The organism is Pseudomonas sp. QD4, assembly GCF_049199125.1.
Taxonomy (GTDB): Bacteria; Pseudomonadota; Gammaproteobacteria; order Pseudomonadales; family Pseudomonadaceae; genus Aquipseudomonas.
In genome coordinates, this window is sequence record NZ_JBLZOM010000002.1 from 1,790,764 (window position 1) to 1,806,062 (window position 15,299).

The window sequence follows — 15,299 nt, forward strand, 5'->3', positions numbered from 1 at the left end:
GCCTGCACGTCGACCCCTTGGCATGACTCTCCAGGAATCGGCGGGCCGGCGCTGTGTCGTTTTCGGCGCCGGCTAAACCCCGGCGGCTATGAGGCCAGGCTTTTGCGAAAGCGCGCCAGGGCAATGGCGAAGAACAACAGGCCGATCCCCGCCAGGGCCAACAGGTCCGGCCACACCACGCTGACCCCGGCGTCGCGAAACAGGATCGCCGCGCTCAGGCTGACGAAATGCGTCGACGGCGAGCCCTGCATCACCCATTGCAGCCACTGCGGCATGCTGTCCAGCGGCGTGCTGCCGCCCGATAACAGCAGCATCGGGATGATTACCGGAATCGCCAGCAGGCCAAACTGCGGCGTGGAACGGGCCAGGGTCGCGAGGAAAATCCCCAGGGCGGTGCTGGCGAACAGGTACAGCGCGGTCACCAGCAAAAACAAAGTCATCGAGCCCGCCAGCGGCACCCCCAGGGCACCTTTGACGATCACCTCCAGCGAGATCCAGGTGCAGAGCACCACCACCAGCATGTTGCTCCAGATTTTTGCCAGCATGATTTCCAGTGCCGTCAGCGGCAGCACCAGCAAGTGGTCCAGGGTGCCGTGCTCGCGTTCGCGCAGCAGGGCGGTGCCGGTGAGGACGATGGCGAGAATGGTGATGTTATTGACGATCTGGATCACCGCCAGGAACCAGCCCCCTTCGAGGTTGGTGTTGAACAGCGCGCGCGTGGTCAGCAGGGCGGGCGCCTTGCTGGTCGCTTCGTTCTGGCCGCCGTAGGTCAGCAGTTCGCGCTGGAAGATCCGTCCTATATAGCCGGCGCCCATGAACGCCTGGCTCATGGCCGTGGCATCGACGTTGACCTGCACCGCGGGCTCGCGCCCGGCCAGCAGATCGCTCTGGAAGTTGGCCGGTACGTTGATCACGAAGGTGTACTGGCCACTGTCCATGACCTTGTCCAACTGATCGTAGGGCAGCGCCACCGCGCTCTGGAATTCGGGCGGTTGCAGGGCTTCGGCCAACTGCCGGGAGAGGTGGCTGTGGTCCTCGTCCACCAGGGCCACGCTGGCGTTGTGCACGCCGATGACCGAGCCGGCCGCAGGCATGTAGATCGCCACCGTGAAGGCGTACAGCAGGAACAGTAGCAGCACGCTGTCGTGGCGCAGGCTGGTGAGTTCCTTGAGGCCCAGGCGCAGGATGTGGGTGAGCTGGTGCATCAGACCTCCTGCTTTTTCAGCATGGCCAGGCTGAGCCCGGTGAAGCCGAGGAAGAACCCGAATAGCGCCAGGCACTGCGGCCACAGCTGGCGCAGGTCCAGGGCTTTGGTGAAGGTGCCGACGGCGATATCGAGGAAATAGCCGGCAGGGAACATCTGCCCCATAAAGGCCGCCGCGCCTTCAAGGGACGAGCGCGGCACGATCAGCCCGGAGAACTGGATTGTCGGCAGGCTGGTGATGATCATGGTGCCGAGGATCGCCGCGATCTGGGTCCGGGTGAATGCCGAGATCAGCAAGCCCATGCTGGTGGTGGCCAGCACATAAAGCATGCCGCCGAAGGCCAGGGTCAGGCCGCTGCCCTTGAAGGGCACGCCAAACAGCCAGCGATTCATCGCCACCAGCAGGCCGAGGTTGATCAGGCTGACCGCCAGGTACGGCGCCTGCTTGCCCAGGAGAAACTCCAGGCGCGTCAGGGGTGTGGCGTAGAAGTTGGTGATCGAGCCCAGTTCCTTCTCGCGGACAATCCCCAGCGCCGTCAGCATTGCCGGGATAAACGCCAGGATCAGCGCCATCACCCCGGGGCCGATGGCATTCACGCTGACCACGTCCTGGTTGTAGCGAAAGCGTGTTTCCAGCCGGGCCGCAGGGCGCGGGTTGTAGGCCGGGCTGCTTTGTTCGGCCAGTTGCTCCAGGTTGGCCTGGTGCACGGCCTCGACATAGTTGCGACTGGTTTCGGCGCGAAACGGCATACCGCCATCCAGCCAGGCCGCCACCGCAGGTTGGCGCCCGGCGTACAGATCGCGGCCGAAACCGGGGGGAATTTCCAGTGCCAGCTTGATTTCCGAGCGCTGCAGGCGTCGGTGCAGTTCGGCCGAATCGCGGATCGGCGGCTGTTCCTGAAAGTACCGCGAGCTGCGAAACGCCTCCAGGTAGGCGCGGCTTTGCGGCGTCTGGTCCTGGTCGTAGACGGCGAAAGCCAGCTTCTCCACATCCAGGGAAATGCCGTAGCCGAAGATCACCATCATGAAAATCGCCCCCAGCAGGGCAAAGCCCAGGCGCACCTTGTCGCGCAGCAATTCCTTGCCCTCGCGGGTGGCCACGGCCAGCAGGCGGGCCAGGCTGAAACCGGGTTTGCTTGGCGGTACGCTGCTCGGGGCCTGGGTGGTTTCTGCCGCAGGGGCTGGCGTCGGTGCGGCGTCGGCGGCGCCTTGGGCCTGCTCCAGGCAGGTCACGAAGGCGGCTTCCAGGGTATCGCCGGCGAACTGCTGTTGCAGCGCGGCGGGGGTGTCGCAGGCCAGTACCTTGCCGGCGTGCATCAGGGAAATGCGGTCGCAGCGTTGGGCTTCGTTCATGAAGTGGGTGGACAGGAAAATCGTCACCCCCTGCTCGCGCGACAACTCGATCAGCAGGCGCCAGAAGTCATCGCGTGCCGCCGGGTCGACGCCCGAGGTCGGTTCATCGAGGATCAGCACTTCCGGACGATGCAGCACTGCCACCGCGAGCGACAGGCGTTGGCGCAGGCCCAGGGGCAGGGCGCCGGACTGCTGCTCGGCGATGGCGCCGAGGTCGAAACGCTGGATCAGTTCTTCGATACGCGGCGCGCTTTCACTAGCCGGTAGGTCGAATAGCCGGGCGTGCAGCACCAGGTTCTGGCGCACGCTGAGTTCGCCGTACAGCGAGAAGCTCTGGGACATGAAACCCACGCGTTTGCGGGTTGCCAGGTCCTTGGCGTTGACCGGGTTGCCCAGCAGTTTGGCGCTGCCTTCAGTGGCCGGCATCAGCCCGGTCAGGACTTTCATGGTGGTGGTCTTGCCACAGCCATTGGAGCCCAGGAAGCCAAAAATCTCGCCGCGGCCGATGGCGAAGCTGACTTTGTTCACCGCCGTGAAATCGCCGAAACGCAGGGTCAGCTCGTGGGCTTCGATGGCGATGTCGTGGTTGTCGCCGGCGCGCGGCGGGATCACCAGCGGCTCATTGTTATGGCCACTGTCACCCTGGAAATGGGTAAAGGCTTCGTCGAGCTTACCGCTGGGGGTTGCCGCCGCCAGCTCGCGGCTCAGGCCCTGGGCGATCAGCTTGCCGCGATCGAGCATCAGGCAGTGTTCGAACTGTTCGGCTTCTTCCATATACGCCGTGGCGACCAGCAGGGTCAGCTGCGGGCGCTGGCTGCGCACGTCTTCCACCAACTCCCAGAAGCGCCGGCGGGACAGGGGGTCGACGCCGGTGGTCGGCTCATCGAGGATCAGCAGGTCCGGCTCGTGGATCAGGGCGCAGCACAGTCCGAGCTTCTGCTTCATGCCGCCGGACAACTTGCCCGCCGGCCGCTCGGCGAAGCGCAGCAGGTCGGTGGCCAGCAGCAGGCCATGCATGCGCTGCTCGCATTCGGCTTTCGACAGGCCGAACAGGGTGGCAAAGAAGCGGATGTTTTCGCTGATCGACAGTTCGGGGTACAGGTTGCCGCCCAGGCCCTGGGGCATGAAGGCAATGCGGGGATACAGGCTGTTGCGGTGCCGGCGCTGCTCGATGGGGCCGCCCAGTACTTCGAGCTGGCCCTGTTGCAGCTTTTTGACCCCGGCGATCAGGCCCAGCAGGCTCGACTTGCCGGCCCCATCCGGGCCGATCAGCCCGCAGCGGGTGCCCGCCGGCAGGCTGAAGGCAATGTCGATCAGGGCCTGCTGTTGCCCATAGCGATGGTTGATCCCCGTGGCTTGCAGCGCCAGGGCGGTCATTGCAGGTTAGCCGGCCAGTCCACGGTCGCGGTGCGCACATAGCCGGCGCCGGGCATGCCCGGTTTGGCCTGGGGCACGGCACTCGGCTCGGTCAGCCGCAGTTTTACCCGGAACACCAGCTTCTGCCGCTCGTCACGGGTCTCGACTTCTTTCGGGGTGAACTGGGACTTGGCCGCGACAAAGGTGATTTTTGCCGGCAGCGGCTGATCGGGCAGGGCGTCGAGCAGGATCCGCGCGTCCGAGCCAACGGTCAGGCGACCGGTGACCGAGGCGGGCAGGTAGAGGTTCATGTACTGGTCATTGGGGTCAATCAGCAGCAGGACCCGGCCGCCGGCACCCAGGACTTCGCCTGGCTCGGCCAGGCGCAGCTGGATAATGCCGTCGATAGGCGCACGCAGGCTGCTGTCGTCGATCTCGCTGGTGAGCTGGGCAACCTGGGCCTGGGCGGCGCCGATGGCGGCCTGGACCGCCGCGACCTGGGACCTGGCGGCCAGCACGGCCGCGTTCCCGGTGTTCAGGCGGGCCTGTTGCTGGTCGATGATCTGCTGGCTGGCGAAGCCGCGCTTGAACAGCTCCTGGGAGCGCTTGAATTCCTGGTTGGCCAGCAACAACTCGCTCTGGCGCAGCTGCACGTTGGCTTCGGCGGCCGCGAAGTTTTCCCGCGCCCGCAGCACTTCCGCTTCCGCCTGGGTGCGCTGGGCCTCCAGGGTGCGGGTGTCCATGCGCGCGAGGAGTTGGCCTTGCAGGACTTTGTCACCTTCGTTGACCCGCACTTCCGCCAGGCGCCCGGGGATCTTGCTGGCGATCTGCACTTCTGTGGCTTCGAGCCGACCGTTGCCCATGCTCAGGCCTTCGGGCAGGCGATCGCTGAGCGACTTCCAATAACCGAAGCCGCCGGCAGCGAGCAGCAGGACCAATAAAGAAATGGCGAAAAGGCGGGAAGAACGATGGTTCGTCGACATAGGTGCATCCTGCGGCTTATAGCGTCCAAGTCTGACGGTAGACGCCGTTAGGCGACTTGATACCCGTCAAATGAAAGCCGTAAGCCTAACCCTATTGGCCAGACGATGCATGGTTGTGCGCGATGACTGCCGGGTTCTCGAGATAAAAGCCGTGGGCGCGTGCCGCGAGCGGTGCGCGGCACGGCTTGCCGTGGATCAGCGCAGGGCCAGTACCGCGGCCCATTGCTCGGCGGTCACCGGCATCACCGAGAGGCGGCTGCCTTTTTGTACCAGCGGCATTTCGTCGAGGGCGGCCTGTTGTTTCAAATAGTCCAGGCGCAACACCTGGGAGAAAGTCTCGACATGGGCAACGGTGATTGCACTCCAGGCATTTTTTTCCGGCGTGGCCTTGGCGTCGAAGTAGGGACTTTGCGGGTCCAGGGCCGTTGGGTCCGGATAGGCGGCTTCGATGATCTGCCCGATGCCGGCGATCCCGGGCTCCGGGCAACTGGAGTGATAGAAGAAGAATAGGTCGCCCACCGCCATGGCCCGCAGGAAGTTGCGTGCCTGGTAATTGCGCACCCCGTCCCAACGGGCTTCGCCGAGCTTTTCCAGGCCCTTGATCGAGAGTTCTTCGGGCTCGGACTTCATCAGCCAATAGGCCATTTTTTGCGCTCCTCGAGGGCTGTGGGCAAGTTGTCTGGCAATTTTATGACAAACCGACAGTCGGTTGACGTCAGCATTTGCGTGTCGGTTCACGTTATCGCAGAATGCCGGGATTTTAAGCTTGACGCTGCTGCACGGACTATTACGCAAGCCGTTGCTGTCATCGTGTGTGATAGGCCTTAGGGGGGCAATCGATGAAACGCAAACCGGATTTACTATGGATTTTGGTTATTTTGTTCGGTTTGGGTGTGGTGACCACTGGCTATGCGCAGAGCCTGTGGGCCAGTAAAGCCGATGCCCCGATCGAGCTCGCGCAACAGCAGCAACCCTTCAAGCGTTGATCCCGTCTCAGGCGCCGCTGCCTTCAAGTGGCGCCTGCTCTGCAAAATACCACCGCCCGTCTGTCACCGTAGCCTGCAACGGTACATCCCAGCTCGCCTGATCCAGTCGCTCGACCTTCTGACACTCATGGGCCAGGCCCAATAGCGTCGGCTTGCGCCAATTCTGGCGCCGGGCCAGGTACGCCAGGCTGCGGTCATAGAAGCCGCCGCCCATCCCCAGGCGCCCCCCCACATCGTCGAAACCGACCAACGGCAATAGCACCAGGTCCAGGGCCCAGACCTTGCGCTGGCGCGCGACATTCACCCGTGGTTCAAGAATCCGGAAACGATTGGGCCGCAGCTTCTCTCCCGGACGTACCCGCTGGAACACCATCTTGGTCCTGGGCCAGGCGCTGAGCACCGGCAGGTAGGTGGCCTTGCCCCGGCGCTGGGCGGCGCGCAGCAGCAGGCGCGGGTCGATTTCACCGTCGGTGGGCAGGTACAGGGAGATATGCCGCGCCCGGCGGAACAGCGGGTTTTGCGCCAGCTGTCGATACAGCCCGCGTGCGGCCTGGCGCTGCTCGCTGGGGCTGAGGGCACGCCGCGCGCGGCGTAGCAGGCGACGAAGTTGCGGGCGGGAGAGGGGGGCGTCGGTCATGGGGGCAGGCCGTGGGAGCTGGGTTCGGATGGCCCAGCCTACCGCTAAACGGCCGGCGCCAGAAACAACAATGCCAGCACGATGGCTGGCATTGGTTTGCAATTCAGGCTCCCCGGATGAACCGCTGTCGACTTAGCCCTTGAACCCGAAAGTTCAAGGTGGAAGATGCAGTAGGCTTTAAGGCTTTCCGTCTAGCGGACATGCACACCAGCCCAACGTGCAACCTCCAGGGTAGTGCGAATCGGCTCAGGGACATCGTCAACTGGCAAGCACCCCAGGGAGTGGCGGGAGTATACCGCAACCGCCTTCAGGAATCAGCTTTGGGTTGTTCCGGATCGGTCGCCAGGACCAGATCGACGCGCTCCAGCAGGTCGCGTACTTGCTCGCGGGTCGAACCGCTGGCCTGTATGGCGGGGCGCTCCTGCTTGTGCAGCAAATCGTGGGTAATGTTGAGGGCGGCCATGACGGCGATGCGATCGGCGCCTATGACTTTGCCGCTGCTGCGAATCTCGCGCATCTTGCCGTCCAGGTAACGGGCGGCGCTCACCAGGTTGCTGCGCTCTTCCTGGGGGCAGATGATCGAATACTCTTTGTCGAGGATCTGCACGGTTACGCTATTGCTTGAACTCATGAGTCTTGCTCCAGGGCCTTGAGGCGCGAAATCATCGATTCGACCTTACGCCGGGCGATTTCATTTTTTTCAATGAGGTGCGCGCGTTCCTCGCGCCAGGTTTTTTCCTGAGCTAATAAGAGTGCGTTTTGACTCTTTAGTTGCTCGACCCTGGTAATTAGCAATTCGAGTCTGGCCATCAGCGCTTGCAGGTCGGTGTCTTCCATTGGATCCCACTGGATTTGTCTGATGAGTGGCAACAGGCTGGGCAAACGAGTTGACGGCCTTGATGGTCTTGGCGCGTCCGCCGATGCTACGATACAAGGCCTCCATTCTAGACATTGCGCCGCTTGGCGCCTAGCTGCCCATGCCCATTCAGAATTCTCCGTACAACGCCTTCGCCACCCTGCTCACCAGCAGCGGTCACCCTGTCTCGCCAGCCGAATTGCACGGCCTGTTGCTCGGTCGCAGTTGCGCCGGCGCCGGCTTTGATGTCGACGGCTGGTTGATCGACGCCGCCGAACTGCTCGAAGGCGAACCACAAGACAACGTGCGCAACGCCTTGATCGGCCTGCAGGAAATGGTCAAGGGCGAGCTGACCAGCGATGACATGACCGTGGTTCTGCTGTTGCCCAGCGACGATGCGCCCCTGACCGAACGTGCTGCGGCACTGGGCCAGTGGTGCCAGGGTTTCCTCAGCGGTTTCGGCTTGAACTCCCGCGACAGCAGCGCCCTGAGCACCGAAGCCACCGAAGTGTTGCAAGACCTTGCCGCGATCGCCCAGGTGCAAGATGCCCTGGAAGAATCCGATGACGGCGAAAGCGACTATATGGAAGTGATGGAGTACCTGCGGGTCGCCCCCTTGCTGTTGTTCACCGAGACCAACAAGAAAGTTGAACCGGCTGCGAAGCCGTCTTTGCACTAACTGCTTGATAGGGAAGTCCGTCTGCCCATGATCCATATCCCGAAATCGGAATACACCCGTCGCCGCAAGGCGCTCATGGCGCAGATGGAACCCAACAGCATCGCGATTCTGCCGGCCGCCGCCGTGGCGATCCGCAATCGCGATGTCGAGCACGTGTACCGCCAGGACAGCGACTTCCAATACCTCAGCGGTTTCCCCGAGCCTCAGGCGGTCATCGTCCTGATGCCGGGCCGCGAGCATGGCGAGTACGTGCTGTTCTGCCGTGAGCGCAACGCCGAGCGTGAACTCTGGGACGGCTTGCGGGCTGGCCAGGAAGGCGCGATGCGCGACTACGGCGCTGACGATGCCTTCCCCATCACCGACATCGACGACATCCTGCCGGGCCTGATCGAAGGGCGTGACCGGGTCTATTCGGCCATGGGCAGCAATCCGGAATTCGACCGGCACCTGATGGACTGGATCAACGTCATCCGCTCTAAAGCGCACCTCGGCGCCCAGCCGCCGAACGAATTCGTTGCCCTGGATCATCTGCTGCACGACATGCGCCTGTATAAATCGGCGGCAGAAGTGAAGGTCATGCGTGAAGCCGCGCGAATTTCCGCCCAGGCCCATATCCGCGCCATGCAGGCCAGCCGAGCCGGTCTGCATGAGTTCAGTCTGGAAGCTGAGCTGGACTACGAGTTCCGCAAGGGCGGGGCGAAGATGCCGGCCTACGGTTCCATCGTCGCCGCCGGGCGCAACAGCTGCATCCTGCATTACCAGCAGAATGACGCGCTGCTCAAGGACGGTGACCTGGTGCTGATCGATGCCGGTTGCGAGATCGATTGCTACGCCAGCGACATCACCCGTACCTGGCCGGTCAACGGTCGGTTTTCGCCGGAGCAGAAGGCGATCTACGAATTGGTCCTGGCTTCCCAGGAAGCGGCATTTGCCGAGATTGCACCGAACAAGCACTGGAACCAGGCCCATGAGGCCACGGTGCAAGTGATCACCCAGGGCCTGGTGCAGTTGGGTTTGCTCGAAGGCGATGTCGACGAACTGATCGCCAGTGAAGCCTACAAGGCGTTTTACATGCACCGCGCCGGACACTGGCTGGGCATGGATGTGCACGACGTCGGCGAGTACAAGGTCGGCGGCGAATGGCGGGTGCTGGAGGTCGGCATGGCGCTGACGGTGGAGCCGGGGATTTACATTGCCCCGGACAATCAGAACGTGGCGAAGAAGTGGCGCGGCATTGGCGTGCGCATCGAGGATGACGTGGTAGTGACCAAGCAAGGTTGTGAGATTCTCACCGGTGGCGTGCCGAAGACGGTCGCCGAGATCGAAGCACTGATGGCCGCCGCACGGGCCCAGGTCGCATGACCCGGGTCAATCTGGCGATCATCGGTGGCGGCCTGGTCGGCGCCAGCCTGGCGTTGGCGTTGCAGGCCGGGGCCAAGGCCCGGGGCTGGAAGATCGTGCTGATCGAACCCTTCGCCCCCGGCGACAGTTACCAGCCCAGCTATGACGCCCGCTCCTCGGCGCTGTCCTTTGGCGCGCGACAGATTTATCAGCGGCTGGGTGTGTGGCAGGAAATTTCCCGTCGCGCCGAGCCGATCAAGCAGATTCATGTCTCCGACCGTGGGCGGTTTTCCACCGCGCGCCTGTCGGCCATGGAGGAGGGGGTTCCGGCCCTCGGTTATGTGGTGGAGAACGCCTGGCTTGGCCAGTGCCTGTGGCAGGCCCTGGACAAGGACGTGATCAATTGGCGCTGCCCGGCTGAAGTCACGCGCATGGAGCCGTTGCCGGACTGCTACCGCCTGACCCTGAATGACGAGACCACCCTGGAATGCGAGCTGGCGGTATTGGCCGATGGCGGCCGCTCCGGGTTGCGCGAGCAACTGGGGATCGGGGTCAAGAATCGCCCATACAACCAGAGCGCGCTGATCGCCAACATCACCCCCAGCGAAGCCCACAACGGCATGGCCTTCGAGCGTTTTACCGATGACGGCCCGATGGCCTTGCTGCCCCTGCCGGAAAATCGCTGCGCCCTGGTCTGGACCCGCCTGGGGATGGATGCGCAGCGCCTTGCCAGCCTGGATGACCGCAGCTTCCTCAGCGAGCTGCAGGGCGTCTTCGGTTATCGCCTGGGCACCCTCAAGCAAGTGGGCGCGCGGCATCTTTATCCGCTGTCACTGGTGGAGGCCGAAGAACAGGTGCGCCCGCACCTGGCCGTCCTCGGCAACGCCGCCCACAGCCTGCATCCCATTGCCGGCCAGGGCTTCAACCTGTCTCTGCGCGATGCCCAGGCCCTGGCCGATGCGTTGCTGGCCAGCCAGGATTCGCCAGGGGATTTCGCCACCTTGCAGGCTTATCGCGAACGCCAGCGCCAGGATCAGACCCTGACCGTGGGCTTCTCCGACCAGGTCACCCGCCTGTTTGGCAGCAAGCAGCCGCTGGTGTCCCTGGGGCGCAATATCGGCCTGCTGGGGCTGGATCTCTTGCCCCCGGCCAAGCGCTGGTTTGCCCGTCAGGCCATGGGCCTGGGTACGCGCCCGGATGCTTAAGTGGCTGAACCAGCGCCTGGGCAAGGCGCGCCTGCTGCGCTGGATCATGTGCCTGTATCCGCCGTACCTCGGTGCCGGGGTGCGGGTCCGCCACATCAGCGCGGATTTTCGTGAGGTCCGGGTGTCCATGGGCCTGGGCTGGTACAACCGCAACTATGTCGGCACCCAGTTCGGCGGCAGCCTGTACGCCATGGTCGACCCGTTTTTCATGTTGATGCTGATGGAAAACCTCGGCCGCGAGTACATCGTCTGGGACAAGGCCGCCACCATTGATTTCATCGCCCCGGGCAAAGGCCCGGTGTTCGCCCGGTTCACGATCGACCAGGCCCTGCTCGACCAGATCCGTCAGCACACCGCCAGTGGCGAGAAGTACCTGCCGTTGTTGCAGGTGGATATCCACGACGGCGACGGCACCTTGGTGGCGCGGGTCGATAAAACCCTTTACGTGCGGCTCAAGCCGCAAGCGAGACAGGCTTAAAGCATGGAAATGCGCGCAGATCTGCTGATTGTCGGTGCCGGAATGGTCGGTAGCGCCCTGGCGCTGGCCTTGCAGGACAGTGGGCTGGAAGTCCTGCTGCTCGATGGCAGCCCGCTGACGGTCAAACCCTTCGCTGCCGAGGCGCCCTTCGAGCCGCGGGTGAGTGCCTTGTCGGCGGCCAGCCAGCGGATCCTGCAACGCCTGGGCGTCTGGGAGGGGATTGCCCGACGCCGCACCAGCCCTTACGCGCAGATGCAGGTCTGGGATGGCAGTGGCACCGGGCAGATCCACTTTTCGGCGGCCAGCGTGCATGCCGAGGTGCTGGGGCATATCGTTGAGAACCGCGTGGTCCAGGACGCCTTGCTCGAGCGTTTGCACGAATGCGACCTGGGCCTGCTGGCCAATGCGCGCCTGGAGCAGATGCGGCGCTCCGGGGATGACTGGCTGCTGACCCTGGCCGATGGCCGGGTGCTGCGCGCGCCCCTGGTGATCGCGGCCGATGGCGCCAACTCGGCGGTGCGGCGCCTGACCGGTTGCGCCACCCGCGAGTGGGATTACCTGCACCACGCCATCGTCACCAGCGTGCGCAGCAGCCAGCCGCACCAACTGACCGCCTGGCAGCGTTTCACCGACAACGGCCCCTTGGCGTTTCTGCCACTGGAGCGCGATGGGCAGCAGGATTGGTGCTCGATTGTCTGGTCGACCACGCCAGGCGAGGCCGAGCGCCTCATGGCGCTGGACGACGAGGTGTTCTGCCGCGAGCTGGAGCGCGCCTTCGAGGGTCGCCTGGGCACGGTGCTGAGCGCCGACCCACGGCTCTGCGTGCCGCTGCGCCAGCGCCATGCCAAGCGCTACGTGGCCGAGGGCCTGGCGCTGATCGGCGACGCCGCGCACACCATCCACCCGCTGGCCGGGCAAGGCGTCAACCTGGGCTTTCTCGATGCGGCGGTGCTGGCCGAAGAACTGCTGCGCGCGCACAGCCGTGGCGAGCGCCTGGCCGATGTGAAGGTGCTCAGCCGTTTCGAACGCCGGCGCATGCCGCACAACCTGGCGTTGATGGCGGCGATGGAAGGCTTTGAACGTTTGTTCCAGGCAGACCCGCTGCCGTTGCGCTGGCTGCGCAACACCGGGTTGAAAATCGTCGACCAGATGCCCGAAGCCAAGGCGCTGTTTGTGCGTCAGGCGCTGGGGTTGAGCGGCGATCTGCCGGCATTGGCCAAGGCCTGAACCCCTCGGCTCTGCGCCTATTGCGTTCGGTGCAACATCTGGTAACGCCTCAAGGGCACGTTCGGTTTGAGAAGGTAAATGTGAGTCCTTATCATTTGGCCTCACTTTGATATCGAGAGACCGCTCCCATGTTGGCACCGAAGCGTCTACTGACTGCCCTGGCACTCACCCTTATCGGCGGAACCGCCCAGGCGGCCGATGAGGTGGTGGTCTACTCCTCGCGTATCGACGAGCTGATCAAGCCGGTGTTTGATGCCTACACCAAAAAAACCGGGGTCCAGGTCAAGTTCATCACTGACAAGGAAGCGCCCCTGATGCAGCGGATCAAGGCCGAGGGTGAAAACGCCACCGCCGACCTGCTGCTCACCGTGGATGCCGGCAACCTCTGGCAAGCCGAGCAGATGGGCATTCTGCAACCGTTCACCTCCAAGGTGATCGACGCCAATATCCCCCTGCAATACCGCTCCTCGGCCCACGCCTGGACGGGCCTGAGCCTGCGCGCGCGGACCCTCGCCTACTCCACCGACCGCGTTAAACCGGGTGACTTGACCACTTACGAAGCCCTGGCCGGCAAGCAATGGGAAGGCCGACTGTGCCTACGCACGGCGAAAAAGGTCTACAACCAGTCGCTGACGGCCACGCTGATCGAAACCCATGGCGCGGAGAAAACCGAAGAGATCGTCAAGGGCTGGGTCAACAACCTGTCCACCGATGTGTTCTCTGACGACATCGCGGTGCTGGAAGCGATCAACGCCGGGCAATGCGACGTCGGTATCGTCAACACCTACTACTACGGCCGCCTGCACAAGCAGAAGCCGGATCTGGCGGTGAAGCTGTTCTGGCCGAACCAGGGCGACCGTGGGGTGCACGTCAACCTGTCGGGCATCGGCCTGACCAAGCATGCGCCGCACCCGGAAGCCGCCAAGGCCCTGGTGGAGTGGATGACCACCCCGGAAGCGCAGAAGATCTTCGCCGACGTGAACCAGGAATTTCCGGCCAACCCGGCAGTGCAGCCGTCGGCTGAAGTGGCCAGTTGGGGCAAGTTCGTCGCCGATACCCTGCCGGTGGAAGTGGCCGGCAAGCGCCAGGCCGAAGCCATTCGCTTGATGGACCGCGCTGGCTGGAACTGAGCCTGCCGTTATACTGCGCCCCGCCTATGCGGGGCGTTTGCTTTAAAGGGGCGGCGATACCGCCGAGTGCGAGCACGCTCCTCGCCCCGGCGATCCGCAAGCCTTTTTGCCTGTCCCACCTGCCCGAGAGTTTTTTGTGGCCCATCCCGCCCAACGCCGCTGGTATCCCCTGGTCTTCGCCATTGCCGCACTGGTCCTACTGCCGCTGAGCGTCCTGCTGCTGTCCTGGCAGGTGGTCGACCAGCAGATCTGGTCGCACCTGTGGCAAACCCAGATGCCGAGGCTGCTGGGCAACACCTTGGTCCTGGTGTTGGGGGTGGGTGTCGGCGTGACCCTGCTCGGGGTCAGCCTGGCGTGGTTGACCAGCCTCTGTGAGTTTCCCGGTCGGCGCTGGCTGGATTGGGCGCTGATGCTGCCGTTCGCGATTCCGGCTTATGTGCTGGCCTTTGTCTTTGTCGGCCTGCTGGATTTTTCCGGCCCGGTGCAAAGCCTGCTGCGTGAGTGGTTCGGCAGCGGGTTGCGCCTGCCCCGGGTGCGTTCCACCGGCGGGGTGATCCTGGTGCTGGTGCTGGTGTTCTACCCCTATGTCTACCTGCTGGCGCGCACCGCATTCCTGGCCCAGGGCAAGGGCCTGATGGAGGCCGCGCGGGTATTGGGCCAGTCGCCGTGGCAGGCGTTCTGGCGCGTGGCACTGCCCATGGCGCGCCCGGCCATCGGCGCTGGCGTGGCCTTGGCATTGATGGAGACCCTGGCCGATTTCGGCGCGGTCGCCGTGTTCAATTTCGACACCTTCACCACCGCTATCTACAAGACCTGGTATGGCTTCTTCAGCCTGTCCAGCGCCGCGCAACTGGCCAGTCTGTTGCTGCTGGCGGTGATGCTGGTGCTGTACGGCGAGCGTCGCGCCCGTGGCGCCAGCCGTGCAGGCAATGAGCGGCCGCGGGGCAAGGCGTTGTACCACCTGCGCGGGCTCAAGGCCCTGGCAGCCAGCAGTTGGTGCCTGCTGGTCTTCGCCTGCGCCTTCGTGATTCCGCTGCTGCAACTGGTGGTGTGGTTCTGGCAGCGTGGACGCTTCGACCTCGACGAGCGCTATGCCGGGTTGATCGTGCACACCCTTTACCTGGGGGCCATGGCGGCGCTGATCACGGTGAGCGTGGCCCTGCTGCTGGCGTTTGCCCGGCGCCTCGCGCCGACCCGGGCGATCCGTACCGGGGTCAGCCTGGCCAACCTCGGCTATGCGCTGCCGGGCTCGGTGCTGGCGGTGTCAATCATGCTGGCGTTCAGTTACCTGGACCGCGAGCTGGTGATCCCGCTGTCGAGCTGGCTCGGCGGCGCCGGCAAGCCGCTGCTGCTGGGCAGCCTCTGTGCGCTGTTGCTGGCGTATCTGGTGCGCTTCATCGCGGTGGCCTATGGGCCGCTGGAAAACAGCCTGGCGCGGATCCGTCCGTCCTTGCCGGAAGCTGCCCGCAGCCTGGGGGTCAGCGGGCCACGACTGTTTTGCAAGGTGTATCTGCCGTTGCTGCTGCCCGGAACCCTCAGCGCCGCGTTGCTGGTGTTCGTCGATGTGCTCAAGGAAATGCCCGCCACCCTGCTGATGCGCCCGTTCGGCTGGGACACGCTGGCGGTACGGATCTTCGAGATGACCAGCGAAGGGGAGTGGGCGCGTGCTTCGCTGCCGGCCTTGACCCTGGTTCTGGTCGGGTTGTTGCCGGTCATTGGCTTGATCCGCCGCTCGGCTCATCGAATCAGTTAGGTGCCAGTCCTCAACCTTGCGGCTACAATGCGCGGCATTCGGTGCGGTCCATCTTCGGATCTGCTGGCTGGAATCGGCTGAAAGCCATCTATTTCAAGGCTTTCACTCGTG

General features: G+C 64.1%; 15 protein-coding genes and 1 other RNA gene. 8 read left to right on the forward strand and 8 right to left on the reverse strand.

All coding sequences use genetic code 11. From position 1 onward, the window contains the following. Window positions 1-86 precede the first annotated feature (86 nt). The 4 genes from ACOZJV_RS19250 to ACOZJV_RS19265 all read right to left on the reverse strand — a co-directional run bounded on the left by ACOZJV_RS19250 (window position 87) and on the right by ACOZJV_RS19265 (window position 5,541). Window positions 87-1,205 carry an ABC transporter permease gene (locus ACOZJV_RS19250; RefSeq protein WP_201128502.1) on the reverse strand — a complete coding sequence of 373 codons (1,119 nt, stop codon included), beginning with the start codon at window positions 1,203-1,205 and terminating at the stop codon, window positions 87-89. Further along, on the reverse strand, window positions 1,205-3,934 hold the full coding sequence (gene rbbA / locus ACOZJV_RS19255) for a ribosome-associated ATPase/putative transporter RbbA (RefSeq protein ID WP_421548245.1): 2,730 nt from the start codon (window positions 3,932-3,934) through the stop codon (window positions 1,205-1,207). The genes ACOZJV_RS19250 and rbbA overlap by 1 nt, the downstream gene beginning before the upstream one ends. Further along, window positions 3,931-4,896: an HlyD family secretion protein gene (locus ACOZJV_RS19260; RefSeq protein WP_078470526.1), complete on the reverse strand. Its 966-nt coding sequence runs from the start codon at window positions 4,894-4,896 to the stop codon at window positions 3,931-3,933. Before ACOZJV_RS19260 ends, rbbA begins: the two co-directional genes overlap by 4 nt. Window positions 4,897-5,091: 195 nt before the next feature. Next, entirely contained in the window at window positions 5,092-5,541 is a 450-nt protein-coding gene (locus ACOZJV_RS19265) for an EVE domain-containing protein (RefSeq protein ID WP_078470527.1), read from the reverse strand. A gap of 194 nt (window positions 5,542-5,735) precedes the next feature. Here ACOZJV_RS19265 and ACOZJV_RS19270 point away from each other — a divergent pair, with 194 nt between their 5' ends. Next, entirely contained in the window at window positions 5,736-5,882 is a 147-nt protein-coding gene (locus tag ACOZJV_RS19270; RefSeq protein WP_178102934.1) for a hypothetical protein, read from the forward strand. 7 nt (window positions 5,883-5,889) lie between these two features. Here ACOZJV_RS19270 and ACOZJV_RS19275 read toward each other — a convergent pair whose 3' ends face one another. From ACOZJV_RS19275 to ACOZJV_RS19290, 4 genes are all read right to left on the reverse strand, one after another. Next, entirely contained in the window at window positions 5,890-6,519 is a 630-nt protein-coding gene (locus ACOZJV_RS19275; protein ID WP_421548246.1) for a 5-formyltetrahydrofolate cyclo-ligase, read from the reverse strand. Window positions 6,520-6,624: 105 nt separating this feature from the next. Further along, window positions 6,625-6,803: non-coding RNA, 6S RNA (gene ssrS / locus ACOZJV_RS19280), on the reverse strand. Window positions 6,804-6,826: 23 nt separating this feature from the next. Then, window positions 6,827-7,150 (reverse strand): cell division protein ZapA, encoded by a 324-nt coding sequence (locus tag ACOZJV_RS19285; protein WP_421548247.1) that lies wholly within the window; start codon window positions 7,148-7,150, stop codon window positions 6,827-6,829. Continuing rightward, the gene (locus tag ACOZJV_RS19290) at window positions 7,147-7,356 is read right to left on the reverse strand and encodes a TIGR02449 family protein (RefSeq protein ID WP_007940359.1); all 210 of its coding nucleotides are present in this window, start codon (window positions 7,354-7,356) and stop codon (window positions 7,147-7,149) included. Before ACOZJV_RS19290 ends, ACOZJV_RS19285 begins: the two co-directional genes overlap by 4 nt. A 140-nt stretch (window positions 7,357-7,496) precedes the next feature. On the opposite strand from ACOZJV_RS19290, the gene ACOZJV_RS19295 reads away from it, so the two are divergent. The 7 genes from ACOZJV_RS19295 (at window position 7,497) to ACOZJV_RS19325 (ending at window position 15,188) form a co-directional block, all read left to right on the forward strand. Beyond that, on the forward strand, window positions 7,497-8,054 hold the full coding sequence (locus ACOZJV_RS19295) for a YecA family protein (protein ID WP_078470529.1): 558 nt from the start codon (window positions 7,497-7,499) through the stop codon (window positions 8,052-8,054). 27 nt (window positions 8,055-8,081) lie between these two features. Continuing rightward, window positions 8,082-9,416 (forward strand): Xaa-Pro aminopeptidase, encoded by a 1,335-nt coding sequence (gene pepP / locus ACOZJV_RS19300; protein WP_201128498.1) that lies wholly within the window; start codon window positions 8,082-8,084, stop codon window positions 9,414-9,416. Continuing rightward, on the forward strand, window positions 9,413-10,600 hold the full coding sequence (gene ubiH / locus ACOZJV_RS19305; protein ID WP_421548248.1) for a 2-octaprenyl-6-methoxyphenyl hydroxylase: 1,188 nt from the start codon (window positions 9,413-9,415) through the stop codon (window positions 10,598-10,600). Before pepP ends, ubiH begins: the two co-directional genes overlap by 4 nt. Beyond that, window positions 10,593-11,078: a DUF4442 domain-containing protein gene (locus ACOZJV_RS19310; protein ID WP_421548249.1), complete on the forward strand. Its 486-nt coding sequence runs from the start codon at window positions 10,593-10,595 to the stop codon at window positions 11,076-11,078. Before ubiH ends, ACOZJV_RS19310 begins: the two co-directional genes overlap by 8 nt. Before the next feature lie 9 nt (window positions 11,079-11,087). Continuing rightward, entirely contained in the window at window positions 11,088-12,305 is a 1,218-nt protein-coding gene (locus tag ACOZJV_RS19315) for a 2-octaprenyl-3-methyl-6-methoxy-1,4-benzoquinol hydroxylase (protein ID WP_201132082.1), read from the forward strand. Between the two features lie 128 nt (window positions 12,306-12,433). Beyond that, window positions 12,434-13,435, forward strand: a complete 1,002-nt coding sequence (locus tag ACOZJV_RS19320; protein WP_078470534.1) for an extracellular solute-binding protein — start codon at window positions 12,434-12,436, stop codon at window positions 13,433-13,435. A gap of 136 nt (window positions 13,436-13,571) precedes the next feature. Then, window positions 13,572-15,188, forward strand: coding sequence for an ABC transporter permease (locus ACOZJV_RS19325; RefSeq protein ID WP_421548250.1), 1,617 nt, complete (start codon window positions 13,572-13,574; stop codon window positions 15,186-15,188). The last annotated feature ends 111 nt before the right edge of the window (window positions 15,189-15,299 follow it).

What these genes read in the sequence shown, in the direction of transcription:
- ACOZJV_RS19250 (WP_201128502.1), bottom strand. Translation starts at nt 1,205, where the DNA reads ATGCACCAGCTCACCCACATCCTGCGCCTGGGCCTCAAGGAACTCACC.
- rbbA (WP_421548245.1), bottom strand. Translation starts at nt 3,934, where the DNA reads ATGACCGCCCTGGCGCTGCAAGCCACGGGGATCAACCATCGCTATGGG.
- ACOZJV_RS19260 (WP_078470526.1), bottom strand. Translation starts at nt 4,896, where the DNA reads ATGTCGACGAACCATCGTTCTTCCCGCCTTTTCGCCATTTCTTTATTG.
- ACOZJV_RS19265 (WP_078470527.1), bottom strand. Translation starts at nt 5,541, where the DNA reads ATGGCCTATTGGCTGATGAAGTCCGAGCCCGAAGAACTCTCGATCAAG.
- ACOZJV_RS19270 (WP_178102934.1), top strand. Translation starts at nt 5,736, where the DNA reads ATGAAACGCAAACCGGATTTACTATGGATTTTGGTTATTTTGTTCGGT.
- ACOZJV_RS19275 (WP_421548246.1), bottom strand. Translation starts at nt 6,519, where the DNA reads ATGACCGACGCCCCCCTCTCCCGCCCGCAACTTCGTCGCCTGCTACGC.
- ACOZJV_RS19285 (WP_421548247.1), bottom strand. Translation starts at nt 7,150, where the DNA reads ATGAGTTCAAGCAATAGCGTAACCGTGCAGATCCTCGACAAAGAGTAT.
- ACOZJV_RS19290 (WP_007940359.1), bottom strand. Translation starts at nt 7,356, where the DNA reads ATGGAAGACACCGACCTGCAAGCGCTGATGGCCAGACTCGAATTGCTA.
- ACOZJV_RS19295 (WP_078470529.1), top strand. Translation starts at nt 7,497, where the DNA reads ATGCCCATTCAGAATTCTCCGTACAACGCCTTCGCCACCCTGCTCACC.
- pepP (WP_201128498.1), top strand. Translation starts at nt 8,082, where the DNA reads ATGATCCATATCCCGAAATCGGAATACACCCGTCGCCGCAAGGCGCTC.
- ubiH (WP_421548248.1), top strand. Translation starts at nt 9,413, where the DNA reads ATGACCCGGGTCAATCTGGCGATCATCGGTGGCGGCCTGGTCGGCGCC.
- ACOZJV_RS19310 (WP_421548249.1), top strand. Translation starts at nt 10,593, where the DNA reads ATGCTTAAGTGGCTGAACCAGCGCCTGGGCAAGGCGCGCCTGCTGCGC.
- ACOZJV_RS19315 (WP_201132082.1), top strand. Translation starts at nt 11,088, where the DNA reads ATGCGCGCAGATCTGCTGATTGTCGGTGCCGGAATGGTCGGTAGCGCC.
- ACOZJV_RS19320 (WP_078470534.1), top strand. Translation starts at nt 12,434, where the DNA reads ATGTTGGCACCGAAGCGTCTACTGACTGCCCTGGCACTCACCCTTATC.